This window comes from Rhizobium sp. 007 (assembly GCF_015353075.1).
Taxonomy (GTDB): Bacteria; Pseudomonadota; Alphaproteobacteria; order Rhizobiales; family Rhizobiaceae; genus Rhizobium.
Genome location: NZ_CP064188.1, coordinates 553,445 through 575,383, shown reverse-complemented (window position 1 = coordinate 575,383; position 21,939 = coordinate 553,445). Strand labels below are relative to the sequence as shown.

Genomic DNA, 21,939 nt, shown 5'->3' with positions numbered 1-21,939 from the left:
TTATTTCACCAATATGCTGAACCTAATTGACCTATCGCGCACGGACCTCAACCTTCTCGTCCTCTTCGAGGTCGTGCTGGACGAACGGCATGTCGGTCGGGCCGCCGATCGGCTGAACCTCTCGCCTTCGGCGGTCAGCCACGGACTCGGCCGACTGCGCCGGCTTTTGAACGACCCGCTATTTCTTAGAACGCCCAAGGGTGTCGTGCCGACGGCGCGCGCGGTAGAGCTTTCGGCGCCGATCGCGGAGGTCTTGGCCCGGGTGAGGAGCGTCATTTCGACGGCTGAACCGTTCGATCCCGCGAGCTCCGCGCGCCGGTTCACGATCGGGGCTCCTGACGGCGTCTCGGCGGTGTTCCTGCCCTCGCTTCTCGACGAACTGCGGCGTACCGCGCCCAATATCGACCTCGGCGTGCGTCAATTGCTTCCCGTTCCGGGAGAAACTTCGCCCGAGCGCGCATGGCGCAACGCCTTTGCTGATCTGGAGGTTCGCGCGATGGACATCGCGGTCGTCCCCTCTGAGTACATCCCGACGCGCTTTCATTCACGCGTCCTCTATGAGGAGGATTTTGTCGTCGCAATGCGCGCCGGACACCCGTTCGCAATTGATCCTACTCCGGAGCGATATTGCGAGATGCAGCATCTGGTGGTCTCACTCACCGGCGATCCTCATGGCTTCGTCGATGAAGCTTTGGCGAAGCAAGGCTATTCACGGCGCGTTGCACTGACGGTTCCGAATTTTATGTTCGCGCTCGCTGCCATTGCCGGGACCGACCTGATCTCTGCACTGCCAAGGCGGTTTGTCGCGATCCATGCGGCACACTTCGGAGTCGTCACTGTCGAAGCCCCTCTGCCACTCCCGCGCTTCCGGCTCAATGCTGTCGCGCCCAAAGTCGCGATGATGGATGCCGGCCTGGCGTGGCTTTTCGGGATTCTTGGAAAAGCGCAGTCGTCCGCATCGGAGCAGGATAGGCATCCACCTCGATGAATTCCAATATCGTAAGGTTCGAGACCTCCGGGCCTAAAAGGCGGCCTTAAACTTCGGCCAGCTGGCGCAGACTGTGGGACATCCGAAAAAGTATAGTAGTTTCGTTGAGGTTCGGAAGTCTTTGCTCTTGGCCGTTCAGGCAGCGCTAAAAGGACCGATAGAGTCAACCAAAAGGCGTACCAAAGCGAACTGAAAGGCAACCAAGAGCGAACCAAAAGGGACAGCTTTTTAGTCCATACTAATTGACCTAATGTGTTCCGTGGGCGCCATTCTGGCGTGTTCATTAGGCGCAGCTAACCGTCTAACTTTCACGCCATGGGAGGGATACGGGCAAAGGGGCAGACATGGCAGACATTCAATCTACGAGCGTTGGTGGCGTCACTCTCCGGAAGGACTGGCTATCGGTCATATCCATTCTTTTCGCTGCGGGCTCTATCGCTCTTTCCTTGTGGGGGCATGGCAGGAACGAGCCGGGTGAGGGTAACGCGGTCCTATCGATCGCGCCTAAGACGTCGATAAGCGCACCATGACGGGAGCCGCAGAACCGGTCTTCTCTTACTGCCGCCTTACTGGCTCCTCTTTCTGGCGCAGGCATCCGTGATGACAGCAACTATGGGTAAGGGCGCAAACCACTTTGGTTAACCCCTACCCTATCCAATTGATTTCGTCTCACCTTCGCACGCTCTGGGACGGTGACGAATGGCGGTGTTCTTAGATTTGCGTCCGGATTGCAGAGTTTCTGCGTCACCCTGCTTTGCGGCAGGAACCTTGAAGGAACATGGGGGTGCAACTACCATGACAAGAGCACCGACCTCTCGGGAATCTACCGAGACTACATTGCCTAGCCCTTGTTGAACGCAATCCAGGGCTCAGCACGCGAACGTGACAACCACGCTGGTCTAGGCCGCAGAACTCACGGATAGCTCTGCCCCACTCCTTATGACACGAACTTCGGATTCAGGTGACCAGGGCGTGGATTCATGAACCTATGAGTTCGCGCCCTAGTCGAGTGCGGCCCTAACAGCGATCAGTCGTCCCAGACGGCCGGTACCCAACGAAAGAAGTGTCCAATTCTTCTGGCGGCGACCCCGTGGGCGCAGCTTAGAAGCGGAATGCTACGCCCAGAATCGGACCCTGCTCGACGACGTCGAAGACGAAGCCATCGTTGTCGTAATTCACGCCCAGCGCACGGTAGCCCGCGACTGCCGAGATCGCATCATTGAATTTGTAGCCGACCCCCAAGGCCACGTCCCAGTCAACGTCGGCGCCGCCTCCACCGACGAGCCCCCATCCGGTGAGATAGATTTCCGGTGTGAAGAAATAGTTGCCCCTGATGCCGACGACGGCATCGGCCCAGGTCGCATTGTCGTTCGCTTCGATCCCGCCGAGGAGGCCGCCGTTGAATGAGATGGTTGTGTCGACCGACCACACTTTGATCCCGCCGACGACGTCTAGGTGCCCTGTTTGATCTTCGAGAACCGAGTAGCCCACACCCACAAGGCCCGAGAACACCTTCGACGTCACGTCGACGCTGTCGGCCAGGATGCCGTTTCGGGTGTTCCCGTCTGCTCCGAGCTTGGTGTAGATAATGTCGCCGAAAATGCTGAACCGCTCGTACCGGGCTTCACCCGCCCCCATGAAGGCGAAGTCCAGGTTCTTCAAGATGTCGCCAAAGTCAGCGTCCACCTGAACTTCCGGCAATCCGAACTGCCCGATGTCGCCGGAAATCCCGGCGCCCCAGAAGTAAGGCGCGACGGTGAACGTCCATCCGCTAGGGCTTTCGATCGCTTTGGCTTCCGGCGCTAGCGGCGTGATGTCCGCCGTGCGGCCGGGAGATGCGATTCCTAAGCCCGCGCACAGAATGGCCGTACATACCAAAGTAGCCTTCATGATCATCCCTCACTCATCGGCGATGGACTTGCCCCTGGATGTCCAGCCGAGATTCCCCTACGACACAAGCTGCCCGAATATCAGTAAAATGCTAAGTAACTTACTGTTACATCGGTCGTAAAAAATTGCACTGTGCGACCAATGCAGCTCTTGGTAGCTTGATAAACATCAAGGGCGCCAGCTTTCGGGTGCCGGTCGGCTGCTGTCGCTGTTTTTGCTGTTTTTCAACATGGCGAGCTGTGGTCGATAGGTCGCGTTATTCATTTCTCCCACGAACCCTCCGCTCATCGAAGCCCCCGTGCTGCGGTTCGTCGTCGTTGGGGACTATCGTCTTGCCAAACACAGCAAACCGTATCAGTATTTCAGCGGTTTCGAATATTCTTGATCCTGCCTTTGACAATGCCTCGTGAGCAATCCTGCATCTGAAGGGATGTCCCGTGAACCTCCTCAGGGAACCACTGCTCCACTTCGTCGTCGGAGGAGCGTTGTTGTTTGCCGGATACGCATGGCTGGACCGCGACGAGACCGATGCCAGCGGCCTCGAACCGGTCCGGATTGGTGAAGGCGAGGTACGGTGGTTGAAGGAGACCTGGGCCAACCAGTGGCTTCGCGCACCGAGTACTCAGGAGCTGCAAGAGCTTGTCGCCGATCTCGTGTCCGAGGAGCTGCTCGCCCGCGAGGCGCGGGAAATGAGCCTTGACAGGAACGACACGGTCGTGCGCCGCCGTCTGGCACAAAAGCTGAAGTTCATAGTCGAGGATACCTCGGCTCTCATCGAGCCAAAGGAAGCAGAGCTTCGGCAATTCTATGAGGCCAACGCCGCCCGCTTCCAAAAGGGCGCGCGGGTGTCTTTCACGCAAATCTTCTTCAACCCGGCGCTGCGCAACGACGCCTCCTCGGATGCAAAGGCGGCGCTTGTGGAGCTAAAGAGCGCGCGCGATACCGAGCTTGCGGCGATGCTTGGCGACAGATTGTTGCTTGACGCCGAAGTCCGCGATGCAGACGAGCAGGCAGTATCCGGCATGTTCGGGCCGGATTTTGCGCGGGCGGTTTTCGCCCTCAAGCCCGGAATGTGGAGCGAGCCGGTCAAATCTGGATACGGCTTTCATCTCGTCTCGATAGCTGACAGCAGCGCCGGGAGGCAGCCCCCCTTTGAGGAGGTTCGCGATGAGGTCCTGCAGGAATGGCGACGTGAGAAAGAAAAAGGCGCAAATCGGGACTACATTGCTCGACTTCGCGAGAAGTACGGAGTCGTGCTCGATGATAGCGTGAAGGAACTGCTCGGTGCGGACCGTGTCGCTGACATGGCGGCAGCACCATGAGGCGGATCTGGAACTACAGCGCAGTGTTAGTGCTGTTGACACTCAGCATTGGCCTTCTGTCGCTGGTCGCTGCCTCCGCACATGAAGTACGTCCCGCCTACCTCGAACTCCGCGAGGAGATGCCCAACGAGTTCAGCGTTCTACTTAAGACGCCGATGCGTGGCGACGCAAGGCTGGCGCTTTCTGCGGTATTCTCGGGCAAGATTGAGAACATCACGCCGATCGTCTCGCGCCCGACTGGCAACGCCATGGTTCAGACCTGGCGCATGCGGACGATCGAGCCGCTCCAGGGCCAAAAGGTCTTGATCGACGGGCTACGGAGCACCATGACAGACGCGCTGGTGAGGGTCGAGTTTGCCGGGGGCGGGCCATGGGTCGCGCGGCTAACGCCCGGCGCGCCGGAAGCCACCATTCCTGTGGCACAAACCCGCGGGATGGTGGCCGCCACTTACCTCACGCTCGGGATTGAGCACATTCTGCTTGGATTCGATCACCTGCTATTCGTGCTTGCCCTTCTCATCATCACGCAAGGGAACTGGCTGCTCGTAAAGACCGTCACTTCATTTACGGTTGCCCATAGCATCACGCTGGCGCTGGCGACGCTCGGCTTTGTTCATGTACCCTCGCCGCCTGTGGAGGCCGTGATCGCATTGTCGATCGCCTTTGTCGCGGTCGAGATCGTTCACGTTCGACAGGGGCGCAGACGTCTTTCTGCCCGAGCACCTTGGCTGGTGGCCTTCGCCTTCGGGCTTCTCCATGGCTTCGGCTTTGCCGGTTCCCTGAGTGAGATTGGATTACCAGTGGGACAGATTCCATTGGCGCTGCTTTTCTTCAACGTCGGGGTGGAGATCGGTCAGCTTCTTTTCATCGGAGCGGTGCTTGCACTTGTCGCGCTCATCCGATTGGCCAAGCGGCCTTTGCCTGCCTGGCTTAACCTCGTGCCGCCATACGCCATCGGCACGATCGCTATGTTCTGGGTCATCGAAAGGGTCGCGGCGTTCTAAGATCATCAGGGGGGATGGCACATGGACACCTCATTCGCGTTAGTTGCAGCTCGCGGGCCAATGAGCGCCATCCTGGCCTGGCTGATGCCCATGATTGCTGCTGCGTTCCTCGTCGTTCCGACGCCCGCTCACGCCTGCGTGCTCTGCTTGCCCTATCCCCAAGAGACGAATGCCGATCAGGTCATTGGAAGTGGTACGGCGGTTTTTGCCGGCGAGAATCCGGCAAAGCCTTTCTCCTACGTGGTCCAGGAAACATTCAAGGGACACTACGACGGCAGCGCAATCCCTCTGTTCCTCGATTCGATGACAGGCCGCGCCCTCAGGCTCAATTCGACGCTTCGGGTCATTCTCGTTCAAAACCGCCCCGACGGAATCTGGAGGGCCTTAGGGCTGGCGGGCAGCGAGTATCAAGGTGTTATGCGCCAACTCGCCGATTGGGATGCGGGCTCGAAGACGCCAGCCGAACGCGCGATATTCTTCGCCCCTTACCTTCGGCACGAAGATCGCAGGCTCGCGGAGCTGGCTTTTCTGGAGGTTGGGCGCGCGCCTTACGCAACGCTGCGCAATCTCAAAACAAATGTGGGGCGAGATGAAGTTTATCGGATCGTCAACGACTTCTTTCATGTCGAATGGCATGGGCTCTACATCCTCATGCTCGGCACGTCTGACCGACCGGACGACATCGCCTTCGTGCGCGCAAAACTGAAGACCGCGGCGAAGTATGGGCTGACGACCAATCTCGCTGCTTATGCCACCGCGCTCATCGAGATGACGGGCGCGAACGGAGTGACGCGGCTTGCGGAAGAATATTTCGTTAAACCGGGCCGAAGTGACAGTGAGTTGCTCGAAATTGTGAAGGCGCTGTCGGTACAGGGAACAGGCGGGGCAGTCGAATTGCAGCCATCGATCATCGATGCATATGGACGTTTGCTGGCGGTTCATCCCGAGCTTGCCGGCTATGTCGCAAATGATCTGTTCGCCTGGAAAGTGACGCGTTTCGTGCCCCGACTGCGTGAAATCTTCAATGCTGGCGTCGGGCTCGACGAAGCATCGCATTTTGCAGTCGCCGCATACCTTTCAAGGGCCGATGAAGGCGGGAGCTTCGAGGGTGGGCTCGCTCCGCCCGATGATTTCCGATGAGCATTTCCAGGGAACAATTGGCTTGGGATGCACCAACCGAATAATATGGAGGAAACAATGAAAACCTATCACCTATTGCTGCTTGCTTCGGCCGCCATCCTTGTCGGAGCCCTGACAGGCATTTCACCCGCCGTGTCGCAGGACGACACGCCAGCCCTCGATTCTGGAACTCTCAACAAGGATGCCGCCGACCAGCTCTATCCGACCAAGCGGCCCTACTCGCCCTATGCGGGCCGAAAGTTCCCGACGCGGCCGCTTTTCGGCGACACGCATCTGCATACGTCCTTCTCTATGGACGCGGGCGCCTTTGGCGCCCGGCTGGGACCAAGGGACGCCTATCGCTTCGCCAGGGGCGAGGAGGTCACATCGTCCACTGGCCAGCCCGCAAAGCTGTCGCGACCGCTCGATTTCCTCGTCGTTGCCGATCATTCCGACAATATGGGCTTCTTCCCCGACCTGTTTGCCGGCAAGCCTGCGATGCTCGCCGATCCGACCGGCCGCAAATGGTACGACATGATTCAATCTGGCAAGGGGGCCGATGCAGCGATTGAGATCATCGTCGCGTTTTCCCATGGAACCTTTCCCAAGGATCTGATGTACTTTCCCGGCACGACCGCCTATCGGGGCGCCTGGCAGGAAACTATTGCCGCGGCAGAGGAGCACAACGATCCGGGCCGCTTCACCGCTTTCATCGGCTACGAATGGACATCCAATACCGACGGCAACAATCTGCATCGCAACGTCATCTTCCGCGACAATGGCGACAAGGCGAGCCAGGTTGAACCGTTTACGGTCTATCCTCCCATGGGCAGCGACAATCCGGTCGACCTCTGGAAGTGGATGGAAGCCTACGAAAGCAAGACCGGCGGAAACGTGCTGGCCATTGCGCACAACGGCAACCTAAGCAACGGCACGATGTTTCCGATCGTCGAGGCTTTGGGAAAGCGACTCGACAGCCAATATGCCGAAACCCGCCTGAAGTGGGAACGGCTCTACGAGGCGACGCAGACCAAGGGCGATAGCGAGGCGCATCCTTTCCTGTCGCCGAACGATGAGTTCGCCGATTTCGAGCGATGGGATAAGGGAAACCTCGACGGAAGCGTCGCAAAGACCAAGGAGATGCTGGAGTTCGAATATGCGCGCTCGGCGCTGAAAAACGGCTTGAAGCTTGACAGGCAACTCGGGGTCAATCCTTACAAGTTTGGATTGATCGGCAGCAGTGACGCGCACACCTCGCTGAGCGCGATGGAGGAAGACAATTTCTTCGGCAAAACAGTGCCCCAGGAGCCGAGCCGGCAGCGCACCACCGCCGCGTTCATCGATAACAAGCAGACCGGCGTGAAGATCATGGACTGGGAGGTTTCCGCGTCGGGCTATGCAGCCGTTTGGGCCATGGAGAACACGCGCGAATCCCTGTGGGATGCGATGGAGCGGCGCGAAACCTATGCCACAACCGGTCCACGCATGGCGGTGCGCCTGTTCGGCGGATGGGATTTCAACGCCGATGACGCGAACACCAGAAATCCGGCCATCGCCGGCTATCTCAAGGGCGTGCCGATGGGCGGCGACTTGGTGTCGGCGCCCGAAGGCAAGGCACCGACCTTCCTGGTTGCCGCCCTCAAAGACCCGATCGGCGCGAACCTCGACCGCTACCAGATCGTCAAGGGCTGGGTCGACGCCGCCGGCAACGTCCATGAAAAGATCTATGACGTCGCCTGGTCGGGCGACCGCAAGCCCGGCGTCGACGGCAAGCTGCCAGCGGTGGGTACCACGGTCGACATCAACAATGCGACGTGGAAGAACACGATCGGAGCGCCCGAACTGGTCGCCGTCTGGACCGACCCGGAATTCGACCCCGCGCAAAGCGCCTTCTACTACGGCCGGGTGCTTGAGATCCCGACGCCGCGATGGACCGCCCATGACGCCAAATACTACGGCATTAAAGTGCCGCCGGAAGCCAAGATGGAAATCCAGGAGCGCGCCTACACATCGCCGATTTGGTATTCACCTGCGCCTTGAACAGGCTATCGGCTTTGCGGGTCGCACTGCTCGTGTGTGCGATGCCGCCGCTCGCCTCGACGGGTGGATAACGATTTTAAGCGCTTCACCCATTCCTCTCGACCGAGGCCGAGGAATGTCGGCAACAGCCTATGGACGGAGCTGCATTTGCGGAGTACGTTTAGTAGCAGATGCTTATATTGTGGGCGTTTCGGCCAATGGGGAGCAACTAAAGCCGCTGCCAAATATGTGGCGGGTTTGATTAGCCTGCCTACATGCCTGGGTGACCTCTCACTGCTCAAGATATACACGCTGAACTGGTGTTGTGCCAGTGATGCGTTCAGCTAAATGTGGTCGGGGAAACCATCTCGGGGTCTGGGTCCGAGGTCAGGCGGCCATTGCGTCGTTCCGCCTCAACCACAGATGCACAAAATGAATCCGGATCAGGTCGATACCTGACGAACGTTCAAGGGAGGCTACCTCGATGAGGACGATAGCGCAAACGGCTATGCTGGCACTGATCATTGTGTCTGGAACGGGTTCGAACGCAAAGGCTGGCGAAGCGGAGGCCAAGGAGCTGGTCAAAGCGATGTCCGACTATCTGGCGGGACAAAAAACCGTCTCGTTCGCCTACGATACCAGTTTCGAGGTCGTCACCACAGAACATCAGAAACTGCAATTGGCGAGTTCAGGCAAGGTGGGAATGGCTCGTCCCGACAAGATTCGCGCCACACGGTTCGGCGGGTTTGCCGATGTCGAGATAACCTTCGACGGAAAGTCCCTGACGCTGATGGGCAAGGACGTCAATCTCTACACCCAGTTCGAAGTGCCCGGTTCGATCGACAATCTGATCGAGGAGTTGAGAACGAAGCATCACCTTCCCGTACCGGGCGCTGATTTACTTCAGTCAAACGTCTACGACGAGTTGATGCGCGACGTTGTCGATGTGAAGGATCTCGGCAGCGGTGTGATTGCTGGCACTGAGTGCGATCATCTCGCGTTTCGGACGAAGGACATCGACTGGCAGATATGGATCGCCCAAGGGGAGCACCCGTACCCATGCAAATATATCATCACGTCCAGTCAAATAGACCAGGGGCCACAATACAGCGTCCAGTTCAGCGAATGGAAGAGCGGTGCAGAATTGGACGCGGAGGATTTCAGCTTTAAGCCCCCGACGGACGCCAAGAAGGTCGACGACCCGAAGCAACTTATCGATATCGACGAGCTTCCAGATAACTTTGTCGTAGGAGAGGCCAAATGAACATATCGACGAAACTCAAAATCGCCGTGCTGGCGGGGATGGTGGCGTTGTTCGGGCTGGAACTGGGATCGGAGCTTTCAATTCCGGGCGTGCACAGTTTTGTGGCGACCAGCGAGGCGAGGGTTGGACGACCCCGTACCCCAGTGAGCGTCGCCGGGGTGGCACGGCGCACGGTGCGTCGCTGCGCGGCCGGTGTGTACTACTGCTAGGGTTTTGCCTCAAGGCTGAGGTTGTGAACCCGTCCCGGAGGGCTTCGATCGGTGAGGTAAACGCGCCATGAAACCGGAAACAACAGAAGAAAAGATCATACGCAATGAAGCTGGCGCTGGTCAGCGGCCGATAAGTCGCCGCGAGGCACTCAAGGCAGCAGGACTGGCCGGAGCCGCGGCTCTGTCAACGGCTACCGTGTCATCGGCGCAAACGGCTGAGGAAACACCAGCCGCGGCCCAGGCGAAAAACCCTTATGGTGGGGTGCCGAGCGGCGGGATCACGCTCCCACCCTACTACCGACCCACCCCGGGCCTAGCGAGCAACAACGTTTATTATCCGGGCCAGGAACAGCTCGGACCCGATGAGATGCGGATTTCCTTCATCGGCAGTACGCCGATCCCGGTCACCCGTGCACAGGCCGGCACCTGCATCATGGTGGAGCTCGGAAACGGGAAGCGGTTCTTCTTTGATTTCGGCTCCGGCTGCGTGCGCAACATCATTGCGATGGCCGTGCCGTTGTCGGTGGTCAACGACATCTTCTTCACTCACCTTCACGTGGATCACTACGCGGACCTGCCGTATCTATTCGCTTTCGCCCCCTGGATGGGGCGCTGGAAGCCGCTGCGCGTGCATGGTCCATCTGGCCGTACGCCCGAGGACGGCATCAAGACGATGATCGAGGGCATGAAGATGATGACGCGTTGGCATACGGACTCCTTCAACGCCTGTCCGATCGGCGACGGCTACGAGGTCGAGGTCAACGAGTTCGATTTCCGGGACGACAACGGCGTCTGCTACGACAAGGATGGCGTGACCATCCGTCACTGGCGGCGATCGCACACCAAGGACGGCGCCTCGGCCTACAGGCTCGACTGGAACGGGTTATCGTTCGTCTGGACCGGCGACGGTCGACCGGACGAACGCACTTTGGAATTGGCGAAGGGGGTGGACGTATTTGTGACCGAGGTGCAGCCGGACACGGCCAATCTCCAGGCGATGAAAATGGGCATGCCGTCAGTCATCATGAGTACGACGATCGACCAGGCTCACAGCCCCCATTACGCGGTGGGCTACATGTTCGACAAGATCCAGCCGCGCCTCGCGATGGTCACGCATACGACTTACGACGAGGAGTTGATCCCGGAGATTACGGCCGGGATCCGTGTTCACTATAACGGGCTGTTCCAGTTCGGCGCGCCAGACGTCGTGGTCGTCAATGTTACAAAGCATGCAATTTGGTCGCGCAAGGCAGCAATTCCCGATTCCGGCAACATGACACGTCCGAGCCCTGCCGAGGCCGTTGAGCTATTCGGCCTGACGCCGACAAATCTGAAGGTTACATTTCCAAATCCGCGAAATCCGCTTGCTGATCAATTGGAGCCGGAAACTCTCAACGGGGACATCGACCCCAAGAAATATTACCCACCGGATGTGTATCGCGAACCGAAGAAGGATTACCCGAGGGACTATACCATCGATGTCCGCGAAATGGCTCTGGTGAAGGCAAAACAGGCCCAGACCAAGCTGTCGGAAAAGGCTGCGCATATCCAGGCCATCATCGACGCTATTGAAGGAAGCAGGGAGTAGCGATGGATCGCGACATCATCTTCCCGCCAGGCGATACCGAAGCGGCGTCGTTCTGCGCGCCCCAGCAATCTGCCGCGCAGGCGGTGCCGTTGACCGTCCTCACTGGCTTTCTCGGAGCAGGCAAGACGACACTCCTGAACCGTATTCTCAATGGCGGTCACGGCCTTCGGGTCGCGGTGCTGGTGAACGACTTCGGTTCGATCAACATCGACGCCGAGCTGGTTGTCGGCATTGAAAGCGACGGGGATATCATCAATCTCGCCAACGGCTGTGTATGCTGCAACATCCGCGAGGATCTGGTCGCAGCGGTGACGCAGGTGATGGCTCGTCCTGAAAAGCCCGAATACGTCCTGCTCGAGGCCAGCGGGGTGGCCGATCCTTCCGGAATCGCACTGGCTTTCATGAACGAAGATATGCGCGACCGCATCAGGCTGGACAGCATCATGTGCGTCGTGGACGCAGAGCAGATCTTTGCTGCACCGGAGATGATGGAACTAAAGCTCCGCCAAGTGGCATTTGCAGACATGCTCATCCTCAACAAGGTCGATCTTGTCACCCAGAAGGAGATCGAGCGGATCAAGGCATGGCTCGACGACCGGTTCCACCGCTATCGGCTCGTCCAGACATCCCGCGGCGACGTGCCTTTGGAAATCCTGCTATCGGTGGGTCGATTCGATCCCTCCCGGCTCGATGGCACATCTTCTCGTGACCAGAGCAGCCATCCTCACGACTGTAATGGACATGATTGTGAGCATAGCGCCCACGGCCATCGGCATGACCACTTGCAAGCCTTCAAGACATGGAGCTACGAGACGTACGCGCCACTTTCCCTGGAACCATTGCGGGAAGCGGTGCGCAAGCTTCCTGCCAGCGTCTACCGATGCAAAGGCGTGGTGCATACGGCCGAAGAACCGGGCCGACGGGTCATTCTTCAGGTTGTCGGCAAGCGAGTTGATATCGCAGTCGGGGACGAATGGAATGGCAAAGAGCCACTAACCCGGATAATCGCCATCGCAGCACATGATGGTGTGGATGGAGTGGACCTCCGCGCGACTTTTGACAGATGCCGTTGTAGCTCCGTTTCATAGCAAAGCAGCCATGTCAGAAGGTGGATCGATCCTGTCGAAGCCAGTTCGGTTATTGATCAGGGAGACTACACGCGAGATTCGGCGGGCAAGAAAGCAACTGGATTCAAACAGTGCCGGGCAAGGAATGGTTCACGATGCTGCGACACTCAGGGTCGATGCCTGTGGATCAATGGCGGTTCTGCGATTGACCTTCAGCGTGTCGACGTACCGATCCGGCTCATAGAGATCTCGCGGCCGTGCCGAAAGCTTTGGACGATCCCGCGGGATCCGGCCTCCGCCAATCTAATACCTGATCGCTGGCGAGATGGGCGACGTACCGCACTTTCCTAGCCTGCTCGGCCTTGGCCCGGTGTCGATCCTAACGCCGCCATGGTGCGACAACGAGTATGCTAGGGCAGCCCCGCAGCCGGGATACGAATGCGAGCCTCCAATAGGACGGGCGCGAGCGTTCGAGCAGAATTGGCGAACCGGCGAGATTTAGTGCGCAAGTGCTAACATTAGCGTCTTGTGATATTGTGCCGAGCTGTTGTCGGTGGCCAAATTCACGAGAACGTGCGTCATGATGACAATGACGATTTTATTACTCACTGTGTCGTTTGCTGTCGCGTGGGCTCGGCTTGGCGACATCGGCCATCCCGAACAATTTCTGCGCAACGCCCAGCGAGAAGCGGGCAATGCACAAAGCGACGTGCCAAATATCTTTGGCCGCATCGGCTGGGAGATCGCGGATATTGGAAAGGAATTGGATCGCGTTCGCTCGGAAGCCCAAGTCTTGACCGCAGCTACGGCATTGGAGCAATGGATCACCGCATCACGAAATACTGCCCGCTCCAGCGGAGTGATGCCAATGCCGCCGGCGCTTCGTCAAGCGCTCGGAAACTTTTACGATGAGCAGATCTATGACATGGTGGCTTTCAAAATTGGTGATAGCGCCCCCCTGAACCTCGCAGACCTGGCCATGCGATATGGCGATGCAGACGCGGTTACATTGATCGACACCGTTATTTTCAGAGATGAAGCTGGAGCAAACGATCCTGGGCTATGGGTTCATGAGCTTAAGCATGTTCAGCAGTTTCGGGACTGGGGAACGCGTAGTTTTTCCATACGGTATTTGAGAGACTGGAAATCTGTTGAGGACGAGGCATACGCCGCCACTGACCGATTCAATACGATCCAACAAAGGACAACGCCACAGACCCGTTCGCCCAACGTCATTCAGCCGACGCCCACTGTACCTCAAGCCGTACAGCCTCTGGCCGAATGCAGTCGGTTGTAGGATAGGGCGCGTGGTATGTGGGGAAATTTCCGGCGGCTCGGCCGAGGCCCCTGCGCTCACTTCCCAGATGTCTGAACCTCGTAAATCCGAAGGGCGCTCGACCCTTTCGGGGAGCGCCCTTCGCCGACCCGGACAGCTTCAAACGCGCGACAAGATCGCTGCAGGATGCCATCACATTTGGGTGGTAGCCTCCATATGTGTCGTCGGAAGGAGAATTCAATAGCTCGCCGGCTCCCAATCAGGTTTCACATAGTGCATGTTCTCAATGGCCTCGCCGCTGATGCGGTGATCAACGTCCAGACAGCCACCCAGATGGCATCCTCGTGAAAGAAGCAGGCGGTCCTTCAAACAAAACCACCGGTCATGACGGCTGACCGACATGTGTCCCAAGCCTTCATTTCGATGCACGTGATAGTAGTGGTTTGCGCGAAATGTCTCCGCCGGGCCCCGCAAGCGGCGCGGATGATCGCCTCATAAGTGTCGAAGACGCGGTTTGAGAGCCGGTTGGGCCACGTGTATTGCCGGATGTTCTCGACCGGTTCAGTTCGCGCGAGACGGCAGAAAGCGCGAGCCCCCAGGTGGACATGACGGCTGCTCTTGCAATGTGCGGCTGCATGCGACACCGGCGGCATCTGCTCGGCTTACACCGTCAAACACCGCCGCGAGCGAAAGCCCCGGCTGCCCTGCTACGCTCTGTAAGCTTGAGCAACCGCTCTGGTAGGAAGTAGCTTATGCCGCTTCAGGAATGCGAGCGATGACCTTGATTTCGAAATCAAAACCGGCGAGCCAGTTCACACCGATTGCGGTCCAGTTGGGATAAGGCGGACTGCTGAAGATCTGGTTTTTGACGGCCATGATGGTCTCGAACTGGTTTTCGGGATCTGTGTGGAACGTGGTCACATCGATAATATCGTCGAAGGTGCAGCTTGCCGCTTTCAGTGTTGCCCTTAGGTTGTCGAAGGCCAGTTCGACCTGACGCCGGAAATCAGGTTCGGGAGTCCCATCGGAATGACTGCCGACCTGCCCGGAGACGAAGAGGAGGTCGCCGGAGCGGATCGCGGCTGAATAGCCGTGTGCTTGGTAAAGTGCATGCCTATCGGCAGGAAAAATTGCGTCGCGTTGCGTCATGTGTCGATCTCTCTTCATCTTGGTGGGTGGCACTCGATGAGCAAAACGCTGCTTGCGGAGCTTCACAGGCTGTCGCATCATTGATATACGCCACGTATGCCAAATAGCAGACATACGCCTCGTATGTCAATACATATACGTCACGTATGTGAAAAACAGGAGTCATCAGATGGCAAAGCGACGCGTCGAGATGATGGAAGAGACCCGCGCAAAGCTGGTTGCGGCCGCGCGAAAGGCATTTGCCGAAAAAGGCTACGCTGCCGCCTCCATGGACGAGCTGACCGCCGAGGTCGGCCTCACTCGGGGAGCGCTTTATCACAACTTCGGGGACAAGCGTGGACTTCTGGCTGCCGTCGTCAACCAGATAGACGCTGAAATGGCCTCGCGAGCGCAGGAGATCGGCGGCCGAGCGGAAAACGCCTGGGAAGGGCTGCTTACTGAGGGTACGGCCTATATCGAAATGGCGCTCGATCCCGAAGTACAGCGGATCGTTCTGCTCGACGGGCCAGCGGTCCTCGGAGATCCATCGCAATGGCCTAGTCAGAGCAACTGCTTGCAGGCCACAAAGCAGACGGTAAAGCGGCTGATCGCCCAAGGAATTTTGAAGCCAGTGGATGCAGAGGCGGCCGCCCGGCTTCTGAATGGCGCCGCGCTCAATGCGGCTCTCTGGATTGCGGCCAGCGAAGATCCGAAAGATGTCTTACCGAAAGCCACCCAGGCCTTCCGTTACCTGGCCACAGGTCTGCTTGCAAACTAACGATCTCATCCACGCTGCCACGCGCCGCGATCGTGCGCCTGCCCCGGATGGCAAAAAAATCCCTCATAGCGGCCCTGCCGCCGGTCGCTCGGACCCTTGGCGTCGCGTGCTCTCTACGGCCCGGAACCGCACGAACCGCGATCACGCAATGGTAGCAGGAAATACGAAATGTCTTCGTTACACTTTTGCTTCAAATGCAACCGCAACACCTGCCCTGCCCGGAGAAGCCAAGGATCGGAAGGACAGGGCAGGTGCGGGATTGTCGAACGGACCGTGAAGTTAGGAGCGCGACCCTCCTTCGTCCCGAGAAATCACAATCAAGCCGCCAAGGTGTCGAATTGCCTCGGTGAAAGAAGTTCCTTGCCGCTTGCACCCCTTGGATATCGTGAAAGCAGCACGGATGACTTTTTTTGTGACCCGCTGTCGGATCGGATTTTCCTCCAACGTCCTTGGAATGCGACGACGAATTCAATGATGGGAGGAGAATGAACATGATGATTGTCGCAGGCCATTACAACGTTCCGACCGCTCGGCCGAGGACTGGGGTGCAGTTCCAACTTGGAAATGTCCAGAAACATCACATCGGTCACTCGGGGCCCCGGTTCTGACAGGCTAGGTGGCCGAAGCGTTATGCTTCCCACCCCCTACACACTTGTCAACGCCGTGACGCTGTCTTTTTGAAACTGAGGAAATCAAGATGATGAAACTATATGGATTAGGTCCGACGCGCTCGCTTCGCGCACTTTGGGCCCTTCAAGAGCTTGATGCGGAATTCGAGTTTGTTCCCGTCAATCTCCTGGCTGGCGAAAACCGTCGCCCCGACTTCCTGCGCCTCAACCCCGCCGGAAAACTCCCAGTGCTGGTTGACGGTGACCTTGTACTTACAGAATCCGCCGCGATCGTCATGTATTTAGCAGAGAAGTATGGTGCCAAAGGGCTTATGCCCGCCGACCTAAGGGAGCGGGCGCGGGCGTATCGCTGGTCTATGTTTGCGGTGACCGAACTTGAACAGCCGCTGTGGCGGATCGCCAAGCACACCTTTATATATCCCGGAGACAAACGACTGCCAGAAGACATAGCTCTCGCCAGAGAGGAGTTTATGGCAATGGCGGCAATACTTGAGCGTCACATGGACGGGCGTCAGTTCATCGTCGGCGACAAAATAACCATCGCTGATTGCGTCACCGCCTATGTTGTGGACTGGGGCAATGAAAATGGGCTGGTTGACGGCTTTCCAAATCTCAAAGCTTATCTTGAGCGGATGTACGCGCGTCCCAAGGCGCCGCAGCGCATCGCCGAAGCCCTCGCAAACCTCCAACCTGTTGCCTGATCGAGATCTTCGGAAGTGCGCTCGGTGACAGGCGATGCCTGCATGCTACCCGAAGTGCGTACCGAGAAACTGCTGCCGTGACCTGAAGAATACGACGAGGGCTCGTCCAAAAGGTTCAAAAATGGCGAGCCCTGTCGCACCTCGTGCCGCGGGAGCTCATCTCAATTCCCGCTGCACTGGGAATCACGGTCCTTTGAGTCCCTGTAAAAATGATGCCAAAAGTCAGCACGCCGGCAAACTAGCTAAAAAGGATTAGTACGGTCGCGCACCTTCAGCGGAGGTGCCGCCGGGTTCTTCAGAAGTCAGATGCCTCTTTCTCAGGGCATCGACAATCTCCATGGCCGTGGCTTCATCAAGGCGTTCGAGCGGCAGCGTTCAGCAATGACAGCGACCTTGCGCGTCTCCGTGTCGACAATCGACCAGCTGCCATCTTCGTCGCGTCTGGCGTAATATTGCGGGCTTATTCGAACTATCACCTTGGTCTCTGTTTTTCGGTGAGCTGAACCGAGGTTTCGGTCACGTCAATGTTTTCATCGCCGGCGATGCTAGCAATTAGCCGCTCCAGGCTTTGTTCGTTGGTGACACCGTGCTGATAGAAATAGATGATCTGGCTTGCGAGTTGGTCGCGCTCAGCATCGCTCGTTATGTGATGGGTAGTACAGATGCGATCGAAGATTCTCTTGCAGATTTCAACATCGTCGTTCTGCAAAGGCATTTCACGGGCAGAGAAATGGTCTCTGGTCATGGTTGGTTTCCTCAACACTCCCTAAGAAGCCAACAGAAACCCCGCCAAAAGCGGGGTAAGGTACCTCACGAAGTTATTGCGACAAGGGCTCGTCTAGAGAGGGGTCGAAGGCGAGCCCAAGCCATCAGTCTAGTGCCCAAGGGATGATCCCACTGGACTACGGTGCACGTCGACTTCAGCGACTGGAGGGCGCTAAAAAAGCGTGCAACCAACAACGCGCATGAGAATGAAAAGTTCCCCGGTATACAGCGCATGCTATACGGGCAGCTTCTCTCAACATCGAGCGTGGTTAACATCGACGCCAATATGACGTCTCTGGGCTGACCGCGGCAAGCGCGCTCAGCGTCCTGCCCGCAAGACCTGTCTTGCCAGATCGATGAAGGCGCGCAGCTTCGGTTGGGCTTGAGCGCGCCGCGGAAAGTAAAGGAAAAGACCAGGCGTCGTCGGCAGGAACTGCTCAAGCACACGAATAAGTTGGCCGGCGCGCAATTCCGCTTCTACGGCGATATCGGCGACATAGGCGAGGCCAAGGCCGGCCCGCGCCCAGGAGACGAGCAGCGCACCGTCGTTGACGATCAGGCTACCCGGCGGGTCGACGGAGAAGCTCCGGCCGTCGCGTTCGAATTCCCACCTGTAGAGCGCGCCCGAATTCGGAAAGCGATACCGAATTGCCTCATGGCCCGCCAGGTCCTGTGGTGCCTCCGGTCGGCCGCGAGCGGCGAGATATGCGGGGCTTGCCACGACCGCCCAGGTAATGTCCCGGGAAAGACGCACCGCGACCATATCGCGCTCGACATACTCGCCGATGCGGATGCCGGCATCGAAACTGCGCGCGGACAGGTCGATTGTCGCATCCTCGACCGCCACTTCGACTGCGACCCTCGGATACTCGCGCCTCAGCGCGGGAACGACAGGCTCCATAACCAACGGCACCGCCATGCGCGGCACTGTGAGGCGCAACAATCCCGACGGTTCGTGCACTGAGGCGACGTCCTCGACAGCGGCGATGATTTCGGCGGCCGCAGGAGCGGTGCGCGCCAGCAGAGCCGCGCCGGCTTCCGTCAGGCCGACGCGCCGTGTCGTGCGGATGAACAAAGGCGTCCCAAGCTTTTCTTCGAGGGACTTCACCGCCTGGCTTACGGCAGCTGGCGACACACCCAGTCGCGCAGCCGCTGCGGTGAAGCTGCCCGCCGCCGCCGCCGCAAGGAAAGCTGGGAGGCCAAAGAATGGATCCTGTCGCAAGCTCATGCGTCGATTATTAACCCATGCTTTAAAATGCTGAAAGGAGATTGGGATTTTTCCCGGCAATTTCCTCAGTTAGGCTCTGCCCATCGACGGTATAGGAGATAGGACATGACCGACGCAATTATATCCGACACAATGGTTCTGCCACGCCGCGACATTCTCACTGGCATGCTTGTTGCTGGCGCAACGGTTGGCGCGGGGTTCGCCGCTAAACCGGCAGCGGCGCAGGCTCCCGGTGTCCTTCAGGGTAAAGTCGCAATCGTTACCGGGGGAACGTCTGGCATCGGCGCGGCGACCGCCGGCGTCCTAGCTCAGGCCGGAGCCAAGGTTGCGTTCAACGGCCGGCGAGAAGCACTCGGGCGCGAAGTGGAAGGGCGGATTCGGGCCACTGGCGGCGAGGTCGTCTATATCAAATCGGACGTGCGCGACGCCCATCAGGTCGAGCGTTTCGTAGCTGAAACAGTCGAGCGTTACGGCCGCCTCGACATTGCCTTCAACAATGCTGGCATCGACCTGCCGCCAGCGCCAATCGCCGGCACCGATATTGCCGGCTTCGATGATCAGATTGCGACGAACCTGCGCGGTGTCTTCGTCGCCATGAAATACGAGCTGCCGCATCTCGTCCGCTCCGAAGGGGTGATGATCAACATGTCTTCGATCGGCGGCCGGCATGCCTTTCCAAACATCGTCGCCTACGGAGCTTCAAAGGCTGCCGTCATCCACATGACTCGCGCCGCCGCACAGGAGTACGGACGGCACGTACGCATCAACGCCATCGCGCCAGGAGCGATCGAGACTCCAATGCTCGAGCGGGTGCGGCGCGACTGGAAGGTGACGACCGAACAACTCGTTGGCCCCTACCCTATGCGGCGCGCCGGCACGCCGGAGGAGGTTGCGTCCCTGGTCGTTTTCCTCGCCAGCGATGCCAGTTCCTATATAAGCGGACACGTCATCGGGATCGACGGCGGCGATCTTGCTTAGTTTTCTGGCTCCGAAAGCGGACCTCACCAATCCCCACGGGTCATGCTAACATTATGAAGTTGGCATTGAGGGTGAACGTTTGGTCGAACCGATTTCGCAAGAGCAATTTTCGGCGCTGAAGCGGAACGCCGTTCTTTCGAATGGGCTTCGGCTTGCCTATGTCGAGATGGGCGACCCTGACGGGGTGCCGATCCTCCTGCTCCACGGATTTACCGACAGCGCCAGAAGTTGGAGCCTCGCCGCGCCATATCTCGCGACAGGCTTCCGCGTGGTTGCGCCGGACCTGCGCGGCCACGGGCATTCTGACAAGCCTGAGGGCTGCTACACGATACCCGAGATGGCAACTGATGTCCGGTTCCTCATAGAGACGCTGGGTCTTGTGCCGACCCACGTGGTCGGCCATTCGCTTGGTGGGCGGCTTGCGCAAGCGGTCGCTGAGCGCTGGCCTCGTCTCGTTCGCAAAATCGTTCTCTTATCGACCTCGGCCGCGCTGCGCGAACGTCGGGGGTGGTTGTGGGAAACCATCCAGATGCTCCGCGATCCGATCGATCCAGAATGCGCATTCATACGGGAATGGTGTGCTGGAAAACCTCCGGTCGACGAGAATTTTCTTGCCCATGCTCGACGCGAAAGCGCCGCGTTGCCGTCACGCATCTGGCATTCGATTTATTACGAGCAGCTTGCCTATGACCCGTCGCCACTTCTCCAGGATATTTCCGCGCCGACCCTCATCCTGCGAGGTGAGGAGGATATGATCGCGACTGAGGAACATCAGGCCCAGATGCTTGAAGCGATCGCCGGCGCGGAGCTCATTTCTCTTCCCGGCCACGGCCATAACCTCCACTGGGAAGACCCTGAACGAGTGGCCGGCTTAGTTCGGACTTTTCTGGAACGCCCATGATAAGCCGGAGCTGAGTTGCATTAAGCCCCTTGTGACGGATTCCCTCGGGAACCTCAATGCGCGCAAGCTGTGTCAGAGGAATGCACGATCTCCCGACCTAGGCTTGCCTATCAACTATCCGGAGGCGGCCGGGACATGATGCTCGGCATCAGCCGTGGCACCGGCCAGATCCTTCGAATATCGCAGCAGCGCATTGCGGGAAGCACCCGATTCGCATCGGCACGAAGGTGGGCCGGTGCGAGGACGCACCGGCCCCTTTCGATTGCGAAATGGCGGAGGCCTCTATTGCGCGGCTTCTTCGATCAAGTCGGCGACGACTTGCGGCTTCGAGGTCATCACGACATGGGAAGCGCCTTCGACCACGACAGTGTGCTTGGAGCCTGCCCGCTCCGCCATGAAGCCTAGCGCCTTTGCCGGGATATTCTTGTCACCATCGCCATAGATGAACCATGAAGGCAAGGTTTTCCAGGCGGGCTCGCCGGATTTCTCAGTCAGCGCCGCCTCGGCGATCGGGCGCTGTCCCGCCGCCATAAGAGCGGCTTGTTCCGACGGTACGTCGTGAGCAAACTGCTGGTGGAACTTTGCCTTGTCGATGTAAAGGTCTACGCCGCCATCGGGCAACTTGACGGGGGCCGCGAGCGCTTGGCCAAGTGTGCCACCCGGAAATTTGCCGGCCAGGTCCGCTGCCGCTTCTCCAGCTTCCGGTGCGAAGGCTGCGACATAGACGAGCGACTTGACGTTGTCATGACCCCTTGCCGCGTTCGAGATCACTTGCCCGCCATAGGAGTGGCCGACGAGAACGACGGGGCCTTCGATACTGCTCACGACGTTTGAGACATATGCGGCATCACTCGAAACACTGCGCAGTGGGTTGGCCGCGGCGACGACCGGATAGCCGTCCTTTTCGAGAATTTGGATGACGCCGTTCCAGCTCGAAGAGTCGGCAAATGCGCCATGCACGAGGACGACGGTGGGCTTGGCCGACTGTGCGGCAGCGGCACCTGCAAAAAGAGCACCAGCAAGGGCGACGGCGGTAACAAACTTGGACATGTCATTTCCTTTCTATCGTTGGTGGTTTCAGGTCT

Annotated in this window: 20 protein-coding genes; 15 read left to right on the top strand and 5 right to left on the bottom strand. The window is 58.6% G+C overall.

All coding sequences use genetic code 11. From position 1 onward, the window contains the following. Positions 1 to 13: 13 nt before the first annotated feature. Positions 14 to 988 carry a LysR family transcriptional regulator gene (locus ISN39_RS23815; RefSeq protein ID WP_194730703.1) on the top strand — a complete coding sequence of 325 codons (975 nt, stop codon included), beginning with the start codon at positions 14 to 16 and terminating at the stop codon, positions 986 to 988. A gap of 1,101 nt (positions 989 to 2,089) precedes the next feature. On the opposite strand, the gene ISN39_RS23810 is transcribed toward ISN39_RS23815, so the two are convergent. Beyond that, entirely contained in the window at positions 2,090 to 2,878 is a 789-nt protein-coding gene (locus tag ISN39_RS23810) for a hypothetical protein (protein ID WP_194731895.1), read from the bottom strand. A 437-nt stretch (positions 2,879 to 3,315) separates the two neighbouring features. On the opposite strand from ISN39_RS23810, the gene ISN39_RS23805 reads away from it, so the two are divergent. The 9 genes from ISN39_RS23805 to ISN39_RS23765 all read left to right on the top strand — a co-directional run bounded on the left by ISN39_RS23805 (position 3,316) and on the right by ISN39_RS23765 (position 13,767). Then, positions 3,316 to 4,200 (top strand): peptidylprolyl isomerase, encoded by an 885-nt coding sequence (locus ISN39_RS23805; protein ID WP_194730702.1) that lies wholly within the window; start codon positions 3,316 to 3,318, stop codon positions 4,198 to 4,200. Continuing rightward, a complete protein-coding gene (locus tag ISN39_RS23800) occupies positions 4,197 to 5,204 on the top strand; it encodes a HupE/UreJ family protein (protein WP_194730701.1) in 1,008 nt (335 codons plus the stop codon). Before ISN39_RS23805 ends, ISN39_RS23800 begins: the two co-directional genes overlap by 4 nt. 21 nt (positions 5,205 to 5,225) lie before the next feature. Continuing rightward, on the top strand, positions 5,226 to 6,344 hold the full coding sequence (locus tag ISN39_RS23795; protein WP_194730700.1) for a hypothetical protein: 1,119 nt from the start codon (positions 5,226 to 5,228) through the stop codon (positions 6,342 to 6,344). 57 nt (positions 6,345 to 6,401) lie between these two features. Continuing rightward, positions 6,402 to 8,363 (top strand): DUF3604 domain-containing protein, encoded by a 1,962-nt coding sequence (locus ISN39_RS23790; protein ID WP_194730699.1) that lies wholly within the window; start codon positions 6,402 to 6,404, stop codon positions 8,361 to 8,363. Between the two features lie 487 nt (positions 8,364 to 8,850). Further along, entirely contained in the window at positions 8,851 to 9,606 is a 756-nt protein-coding gene (locus ISN39_RS23785; RefSeq protein WP_246763404.1) for a DUF2092 domain-containing protein, read from the top strand. Further along, positions 9,603 to 9,815 (top strand): hypothetical protein, encoded by a 213-nt coding sequence (locus ISN39_RS23780; protein WP_022712582.1) that lies wholly within the window; start codon positions 9,603 to 9,605, stop codon positions 9,813 to 9,815. The genes ISN39_RS23785 and ISN39_RS23780 overlap by 4 nt, the downstream gene beginning before the upstream one ends. 67 nt (positions 9,816 to 9,882) lie before the next feature. Beyond that, complete coding sequence (gene gntH, locus ISN39_RS23775; protein WP_194730697.1) at positions 9,883 to 11,403, top strand: guanitoxin biosynthesis MBL fold metallo-hydrolase GntH; 1,521 nt, start codon at positions 9,883 to 9,885, stop codon at positions 11,401 to 11,403. Positions 11,404 to 11,405: 2 nt separating this feature from the next. Further along, on the top strand, positions 11,406 to 12,491 hold the full coding sequence (locus tag ISN39_RS23770) for a GTP-binding protein (RefSeq protein ID WP_194730696.1): 1,086 nt from the start codon (positions 11,406 to 11,408) through the stop codon (positions 12,489 to 12,491). 559 nt (positions 12,492 to 13,050) lie between these two features. Beyond that, positions 13,051 to 13,767 (top strand): DUF4157 domain-containing protein, encoded by a 717-nt coding sequence (locus ISN39_RS23765; RefSeq protein ID WP_194730695.1) that lies wholly within the window; start codon positions 13,051 to 13,053, stop codon positions 13,765 to 13,767. Positions 13,768 to 14,496: 729 nt separating this feature from the next. Here the strand turns inward: ISN39_RS23765 and ISN39_RS23760 are convergent. Continuing rightward, entirely contained in the window at positions 14,497 to 14,895 is a 399-nt protein-coding gene (locus ISN39_RS23760; protein ID WP_074072470.1) for a RidA family protein, read from the bottom strand. 169 nt (positions 14,896 to 15,064) lie between these two features. Between ISN39_RS23760 and ISN39_RS23755 the strand changes: the two genes are divergently transcribed. The 3 genes from ISN39_RS23755 to ISN39_RS23745 all read left to right on the top strand — a co-directional run bounded on the left by ISN39_RS23755 (position 15,065) and on the right by ISN39_RS23745 (position 17,432). Then, complete coding sequence (locus ISN39_RS23755) at positions 15,065 to 15,652, top strand: TetR/AcrR family transcriptional regulator (protein WP_083636005.1); 588 nt, start codon at positions 15,065 to 15,067, stop codon at positions 15,650 to 15,652. Between the two features lie 697 nt (positions 15,653 to 16,349). Continuing rightward, positions 16,350 to 16,982, top strand: a complete 633-nt coding sequence (locus ISN39_RS23750) for a glutathione S-transferase family protein (protein WP_194730694.1) — start codon at positions 16,350 to 16,352, stop codon at positions 16,980 to 16,982. A gap of 306 nt (positions 16,983 to 17,288) precedes the next feature. After that, positions 17,289 to 17,432 (top strand): hypothetical protein, encoded by a 144-nt coding sequence (locus ISN39_RS23745; RefSeq protein WP_194730693.1) that lies wholly within the window; start codon positions 17,289 to 17,291, stop codon positions 17,430 to 17,432. 22 nt (positions 17,433 to 17,454) lie between these two features. On the opposite strand, the gene ISN39_RS23740 is transcribed toward ISN39_RS23745, so the two are convergent. Together ISN39_RS23740 and ISN39_RS23735 are read right to left on the bottom strand one after the other, a co-directional pair. Next, positions 17,455 to 17,727, bottom strand: coding sequence for a hypothetical protein (locus tag ISN39_RS23740; RefSeq protein ID WP_246763403.1), 273 nt, complete (start codon positions 17,725 to 17,727; stop codon positions 17,455 to 17,457). A 339-nt stretch (positions 17,728 to 18,066) separates the two neighbouring features. Then, complete coding sequence (locus ISN39_RS23735; RefSeq protein ID WP_194730692.1) at positions 18,067 to 18,975, bottom strand: LysR family transcriptional regulator; 909 nt, start codon at positions 18,973 to 18,975, stop codon at positions 18,067 to 18,069. Between the two features lie 105 nt (positions 18,976 to 19,080). Here ISN39_RS23735 and ISN39_RS23730 point away from each other — a divergent pair, with 105 nt between their 5' ends. Then, a complete protein-coding gene (locus ISN39_RS23730; RefSeq protein ID WP_246763402.1) occupies positions 19,081 to 19,953 on the top strand; it encodes an SDR family NAD(P)-dependent oxidoreductase in 873 nt (290 codons plus the stop codon). Between the two features lie 79 nt (positions 19,954 to 20,032). Beyond that, complete coding sequence (locus ISN39_RS23725) at positions 20,033 to 20,854, top strand: alpha/beta hydrolase (RefSeq protein ID WP_194730691.1); 822 nt, start codon at positions 20,033 to 20,035, stop codon at positions 20,852 to 20,854. Positions 20,855 to 21,136: 282 nt separating this feature from the next. On the opposite strand, the gene ISN39_RS23720 is transcribed toward ISN39_RS23725, so the two are convergent. Then, entirely contained in the window at positions 21,137 to 21,904 is a 768-nt protein-coding gene (locus ISN39_RS23720) for an alpha/beta hydrolase (RefSeq protein WP_194730690.1), read from the bottom strand. Positions 21,905 to 21,939 lie beyond the last annotated feature (35 nt).